Origin of the sequence: Blautia sp. RTP21359st1_E11_RTP21359_211015, assembly GCF_040910705.1 — a bacterium.
GTDB classification, from domain to species: domain Bacteria; phylum Bacillota; class Clostridia; order Lachnospirales; family Lachnospiraceae; genus Blautia_A; species Blautia_A fusiformis.
On record NZ_JBDGAB010000002.1, the window covers coordinates 150,792 to 158,040 of the forward strand.

5 protein-coding genes are annotated in these 7,249 nt (G+C 45.6%); 4 read left to right on the top strand and 1 reads right to left on the bottom strand.

Translation table 11 applies throughout. From position 1 onward, the window contains the following. Window positions 1–154 precede the first annotated feature (154 nt). A complete protein-coding gene (gene recQ, locus AB5026_RS01480; protein ID WP_368212617.1) occupies window positions 155–1,984 on the top strand; it encodes a DNA helicase RecQ in 1,830 nt (609 codons plus the stop codon). Window positions 1,985–2,598: 614 nt separating this feature from the next. Here recQ and AB5026_RS01485 read toward each other — a convergent pair. Further along, window positions 2,599–3,447, bottom strand: a complete 849-nt coding sequence (locus tag AB5026_RS01485) for an AraC family transcriptional regulator (protein WP_173741252.1) — start codon at window positions 3,445–3,447, stop codon at window positions 2,599–2,601. A gap of 205 nt (window positions 3,448–3,652) precedes the next feature. On the opposite strand from AB5026_RS01485, the gene AB5026_RS01490 reads away from it, so the two are divergent. The 3 genes from AB5026_RS01490 to AB5026_RS01500 form a co-directional block, all read left to right on the top strand. Then, on the top strand, window positions 3,653–5,449 hold the full coding sequence (locus AB5026_RS01490) for an L-fucose isomerase (RefSeq protein ID WP_015525941.1): 1,797 nt from the start codon (window positions 3,653–3,655) through the stop codon (window positions 5,447–5,449). 161 nt (window positions 5,450–5,610) lie between these two features. After that, entirely contained in the window at window positions 5,611–6,645 is a 1,035-nt protein-coding gene (locus AB5026_RS01495) for an aldo/keto reductase (RefSeq protein WP_368212618.1), read from the top strand. An 81-nt stretch (window positions 6,646–6,726) separates the two neighbouring features. Continuing rightward, the coding region (locus tag AB5026_RS01500; protein ID WP_368212619.1) for an IS607 family transposase at window positions 6,727–7,249 on the top strand (523 nt) is incomplete at its 3' end.

A 7,249-nucleotide genomic window follows, 5' to 3' on the forward strand; every position in this document is an offset into this window, starting at 1 on the left:
GGTAGGAAGTGCATTGTGATTTTTTTGTATCAATTGGCAATTTATCTGTAAATGTGTTAAAATAAAATATTCGGAAAACAGCAGCGATTCGACAATGAAAAAGAGAAGCGTTACAGTTCCGATGGGAACGTAACAGAAAGGATCATGTCGATTTATGACGAAACAGGAACTTTTAAAGACCCATTTCGGGTATGATACATTCAGAGAAGGGCAGGAAGCGGTGATCGATGCGCTTCTTGCAGGAAAAGATGTTCTGGCAGTGATGCCAACCGGCGCAGGAAAATCCATCTGCTATCAGGTACCGGCACTGATGATGAAGGGGATCACACTGGTAATATCACCGTTGATCTCCCTTATGAAGGATCAGGTGAGAAGCCTGAACCAGGTCGGCATCTCAGCAGCATACCTCAACAGCTCTCTGACGCAGGGGCAGTATTTCACAGCCTTGCGCTATGCAAAGGCAGGACGATATCCGATCATCTATGTAGCACCGGAGAGGCTTACCACAGAGGCGTTTCTGGATTTTGCGCTGAGCGCGGATATTTCCATGATCGCAGTGGATGAGTCACACTGTGTATCACAGTGGGGACAGGATTTTCGGCCAAGCTATCTGAAGATCGCAGAGTTTGTGGCACAGCTTCCAAAAAGACCGGTGATCGGTGCATTTACAGCTACAGCCACGAAGGAGGTCAGGGAGGATATTGCAAGACTTCTGGGGCTTCAGGATCCCTTTTGCACAACCACAGGATTTGACCGGGAAAACCTTTATTTTGCAGTGAAAACACCGAAAGATAAATATAAGGAAGTACACGATTACATACTGGAGCATCCGGACGACAGTGGAATCATCTACTGTCTCACCAGAAAGCTGGTGGAGGAGGTCTGCGGAAAGCTGATCCGTGACGGCATCACGGCCACCAGATATCATGCAGGACTTTCCGATGAGGAACGCAGGAACAATCAGGATGATTTTATTTATGACCGCTGTCGTGTGATGGTAGCCACCAATGCATTTGGAATGGGAATCGACAAGTCCGATGTGCGTTATGTCATTCATTATAATATGCCGAAGAACATGGAAGGCTATTATCAGGAAGCAGGCCGTGCGGGCCGTGACGGCGATCCTGCGGAATGTATCCTGCTTTACAGCGGGAAGGATGTGGTTACCAATCAGTATCTTATCGAGAGAGGACAGGATAACCAGGAAATGGAGGCGGCAGCCTGGCGCCTTGTCCGGGAGCGTGATCAGGAGAGGCTGAAGCAGATGACCTTTTACTGCTTTACCCATGATTGTCTGCGTGAGTACATCCTGAAATATTTTGGGGAATACGGAAAAAGCTACTGCGGAAACTGCCTGAACTGCCAGACCGAGTTTGAAGAGCAGGATGTGAGCCAGGAGGCCAGGGCAATGATCCGGTGCGTGGAAAGCAGTGGTCAGAGATACGGGGTGACCGTGATCCTGGATACTCTGCGTGGTGCATCTACGGCGAAGATCCGGCAGTATGAGATGGATGGAAATCCGGAATATGGAGTCTGTGCAAAGATTCCGGCACACCGGCTGCGGCAGATCTTTAATTATCTGGTACTGAAGGAATATCTTCATCTGACGGATGATGGATATACGATTGTGAAGCTGACTGCCGCTTCCAGGTCACTTCTGGAGGAGGAGCATATCCTCACAATGAAAATGTCAAAAGAGCTGGAGACGAAGAAAAAAGAGAAACGGATCAGACTTCCGAAATCTGCAGTCGGGGAGCTGGGAGAACAGGATGAGCCCCTTTTTCAGAAGCTCCGTGCTCTTCGCCTGGAGATCGCCAGAGAGGAAAAAATCCCCCCTTATATGGTCTTTTCCGACAAAACCCTTATCCATATGTGCATTCTGAAGCCCGGAAACGAGGAGGAAATGCTGAATGTGACAGGAGTCGGCAGGCACAAGTACGAAAAATACGGAAAAAGGTTTATAGACGCGGTGAAAAATCTGTAGGAAATAGACTTTTGCCGTCGGAAAATGAAGAGCGAAATGTTCTGAAATTTCTTGCAATTTAAAGAGGCATTTGTTAGAATAAGACAAGCAGGAAACATCCGGCGGCTATAATGCGGCCGGATCGTTTTTAACTGTATCATATTCTGCTGCATGTTCCGGTGCAGCGTACAGGCATTTCGCAAGCAGAGTTCTATGCAGCAGTGGAATCCCTTCGAGTAGATGGACCGACTGTGTGAGATATCCGTTGGTCAGAAGCAAGCAGTGAGGTGGATGATCGTATCCGCTTTCAATTAAGACATAATCTGGTGCTGGTCACTGCGTGAACAGAGATCAGGCTCCTTCACGATCTGCGTCGGCTTTTTCATGCAGAAAATCTGCCCTGCCGGCTTTTTTTCTCATACAGAAGAGTAGCATGTATTCATAAAGACATGAACATAGCCCGTCTGCAAAACGGGAATCCGTTCCGGCATGACTGTTCTCCGCCAGGCCGAAAAAGCTGTATTTACATAAAACAGCCCAATTCCTCAAAAAGCAGGATATCCGCAATATGTGCGAGATCCTGCTTTTTGTCATGTAATACTCTGATATGTGCCATTAAGACGTGGAAAAATATTTTAGCGTCTTTTATATTTGCCGGGGGTGATCCCCTTGTACTTTTTGAAGGTACGGATAAAGTAGCTCAGATCATTAAAGCCATTCCGATAGGCAATCTCCGTGATGGAATCATCGGTGGTAGCCAGCTGGCAGCAGGCCTGCTCGATCCTCTGGCGGTTGAGGTAATCCATTGGTGTCTGATGCGTCATCTCGGAAAAGAACCGGCAGAAATATTTGGGAGACATGGAAACCGAAGCGGAAAGCTCCTGCAGGGTAATGGGGCTGGCATAGTTCTTTTCAATAAATTCCACGACCTGCTTCAGCTGGACAATGCGCTTGTAATCTCGTCTGGTTTTCCGCAGGCTTTCCAGGTAGTAATGATTACCAAAAACCAATCCGAAAAAGTGGTAAAATTGTCCAAACACAACCAGCTCATATCCTGGCTTCCTCTGCCAGAAAGAATCAAAAAGAGAGTTCACCGCTCTCTGGATATCAGGCTGCTTTTCATTGAAATGGTGATAGATCAGAAGCTCCTGGTGGCTGATCTTCTGCATATATTCTGTGCAGACGGAATTAAATTTCAGAAACATGTTCATATCAAAAACAATGCACTGATAGATACAATCCTGAGGAATTCCGGAATGCAGAACTCCACTATTGACAAAAATCACATCTCCGGCTTTTGCTGTAAAACTTTTTTCGTCTAAAGTGACGGTGAGAGTGCCCTGTAATACACGCATGATTTCACATTCTACATGCCAGTGGTAGGACATGACATAGCGTGGATGGCTGCTGTCAATGTGGTGGAATTCAAAAGGAAATTCATAGGTACCTCGAAGTCTGTCCTCATTTCTTCCAAGATCGTGCAAAATACAACCCTTCTTTCTTAAATTTTATAGATTTTTTAGGAACTCATATGAAAAAGTGAATATTGTACTGTTTTTTGCTATTATAACACAAGTAATTTAAAAGATGCAATCGTATAATAAAAGCATAGTTCGGACAGGAGTTGTCAGAACGTGAAAAAACTGTAAGTTATAATAGTGAATATAAATTTAGGAGGTAATTGTTACTATGGCAAAGAGCAGATTAGTAGGCAGCTATCCGGTTATCGGTATCAGACCAACCATCGACGGACGTAGAGGAGCCCTCGATGTAAGAGGATCTCTGGAAGATCAGACTATGAACATGGCCAAATCCGCAGCAAAGCTTTTCGAGGAGAACCTGAAATATTCAAATGGTGAGCCTGTAAAAGTTGTTATTGCTGATACCACCATCGGACGTGTTGGTGAGAGCGCTGCATGTGCGGATAAATTCCGTAAAGAGGGTGTAGATATCACTCTTACAGTTACACCATGCTGGTGCTACGGAGCTGAGACTATGGATATGGATCCACAGACCATCAAGGCTGTATGGGGATTCAACGGAACAGAGAGACCTGGTGCTGTATATCTGGCATCCGTTCTTGCTACACATGCACAGAAGGGCCTTCCGGCATTCGGTATCTACGGACATGACGTTCAGGAAGCTGACGACACATCCATTCCGGAAGACGTTAAAGAGAAACTGTTAAGATTCGGCCGTGCAGCAGTTGCAGCTGCATCCATGAGAGGTAAATCCTACCTGCAGATCGGTTCTGTAACAATGGGTATCGGCGGATCTATCATCGATTCTGATTTTATCGAGTCCTATCTCGGAATGAGAGTTGAGTCTGTTGATGAGGTAGAGATCATCCGTCGTATGACAGAGGGTATCTACGATCACGAAGAGTTTGAGAAAGCTCTCAAATGGGCAAAAGAGACCTGCAAGATCGGCTGGGACAAGAACCCGGAAGAGCTTCAGTTCTCACCAGAGAAGAAAGAGGAGCAGTTCGAGTTTGTTGTTAAGATGGCAGTTATCATCAAAGAGCTGATGAACGGCTGTGATAATCTTGCTCCGGAATTCTCCGAGGAAGCAATCGGACACAATGCTCTTGCAGCTGGATTCCAGGGCCAGAGACAGTGGACAGACTTCTATCCGAACGGTGACTTCGCAGAGGCTATGCTGAACACATCCTTCGACTGGAATGGCGCTCGTGAGCCGTACATCCTTGCTACAGAGAACGACGTTCTCAACGGACTTGGAATGCTGTTCATGAAACTTCTTACAGGACGTGCTCAGATCTTCGCTGATGTTCGTACATACTGGAGCCCGGAGGCAGTTAAGAAAGCTACAGGATATGACCTTGAGGGTGTTGCCAAAGAAGCTGGCGGATTCCTTCATCTGATCAACTCCGGTGCTGCTTGCCTGGATGCTAACGGACAGGCTAAAGAGGCTGACGGAACACCAGTTATGAAACAGTGGTGGGATGTTACAGAGGCAGACCAGAAAGCGATCATGGACAATACAGAGTGGTGTATGGCCGACAACGGATACTTCCGTGGAGGCGGATACTCCAGCCGTTATGAAACACGTGCTCAGATGCCTGCAACTATGATCCGTCTGAACCTTGTAAAAGGACTTGGACCGGTTCTTCAGATCGCAGAGGGATGGACAGTAGCCCTTCCGGAAGAGGTATCTGACAAGCTCTGGAAACGTACAGATTACACATGGCCATGTACATGGTTCGCTCCAAGATGCGATGGCAAAGAGGGACCGTTCAAAACAGCTTACGATGTAATGAACAACTGGGGTGCTAACCACGGTGCGATCTCCTACGGACACATCGGTGCAGACCTGATCACAATGTGCTCTATGCTGAGAATCCCGGTATCCATGCACAACGTTCCTGAGAAGGATATCTATCGTCCGGCAGCTTGGAACGCATTCGGTATGGAAAAAGAGGGTGCAGACTTCCGCGCTTGCAAGAACTATGGACCACTTTACAAATAAATCATATTGTTAAGATAACGGAATATCAAATCCTCCGGCATGCATGTGCCGGAGGATTTTTTTGTGCCATAGTATATGGATAGTTGGGAAATATACTGTTCGGATCTACGGAAAAAAGTTATAATAGAAAAAGATATACATGAATACGGGAGGTTACGTAGATGAAATATATGCAGCTGAACAATACAGATCTGAACATCAGTCCTATCTGCCTCGGAACAGCAGGATTTGGAGATAAATCAGACCTGGAAAAAAGCTTTGAGATTCTGAATGCATTTGTACGCGCAGGTGGAAATTTTATTGATACGGCAAATGTCTATTGCAAATGGCTAAAAGGACATGGAAACTGCAGTGAGCAGATCATAGGAAAATGGCTGAAAGAGAGTGGCATGCAAGGAAAAGTTATTGTGGCAACGAAGGGCGCGCACTATTCCTTTGAGGATCCGGGCCGCAGCAGAGTGAACAAAGAAGATATCCGCATGGACCTGGATGAGAGCTGCCGCACACTGGGAAAAGATGAGATGGATTTTTACTGGCTTCACAGAGATGATCCGGAGAAACCGGCGGAGGAAATCGTGGATATTCTGGAAGAATTGAAAAAAGAAGGCCGGATCCGTTATTATGGATTTTCCAATTACCGCACAGAGAGGCTGAAAGAAATTGCTCAGTGTCTGAGAGAACGAAATCTTTCAGGGATCACAGCAGTATCCAATCAGTGGAGTCTTGCAGGAATCAATCCCGGAGGAAATACAAATCCGGATCCTACACTTGTGGAGTTTTCCAGAGAAGAATATCAGTGGCACTGTGAGACAGGCGCTGCTGCCGTTCCGTTTTCTTCCACTGCAATGGGATTTTTTTCAAAACTTCAGAAAATGGGGCTTTCCTGTACAGATGCAGAGGTGGATGCATCCTGGATGCGGGAGAAGGAAACACAGATCACAGGTCTTTCAGAAAGTATGAAAAGATCCTACTGGAACGAGACAAACCTTCGCACCTATCAGAAGCTGTTAAAGCTGCAGAAAGAAACCGGCCACAGCCTGCAGGCCCTGTCTTTGGCATACTTTTTCCATCAGCCATTCCAGACTGTGCCTGTAACCGGTGTCAGCAATCCTTCACAGCTAAAAGATGTACTGGATGCCTGTGAGATCGACCTTGCACCGGAACTGTTCGGAGGCTGGGTGAGTGCAGGAGGATGATATAAGTAACTAAATATATTGTAAAAAGATATTAAATGTGTTTAAATGTACTTATGGAGGTATATTATGAACACATCAAATATCACAAATTATAAACCAAAAGATTTTGCTGAATTATTAGGTGTTTCTGTAAAAACGCTTCAGAGATGGGACAGAGAGGGAATCTTAAAAGCAAACCGAACTCCAACAGACAGGCGTTATTACACATATGACCAGTATCTTCAATTTAAAGGTATAAATATAGAACATGATAAACGAAAAGTTGTTATTTATGCAAGAGTATCTACCAAAAACCAAAGGGATGATCTTCAAAATCAGACAGCATTTCTGCGTCAGTTCTGTAATGCCAGAGGAATGATCGTAGACCAGTGCATTGAAGACTATGGAAGCGGACTTGATTATAACCGCAGGAAATGGAATGGATTACTGGACGAAGTCATGGAGCAGAAGGTCAAAACCATAGTGATCACGCATAAAGACAGATTTATCCGTTTTGGATACGAATGGTTTGAAAGATTCTGCATGAGATTCCACACAACGATACTGGTGGTGAACAATGAAGAACTGTCACCACAGGAAGAACTTGTACAGGATATTATTTCCA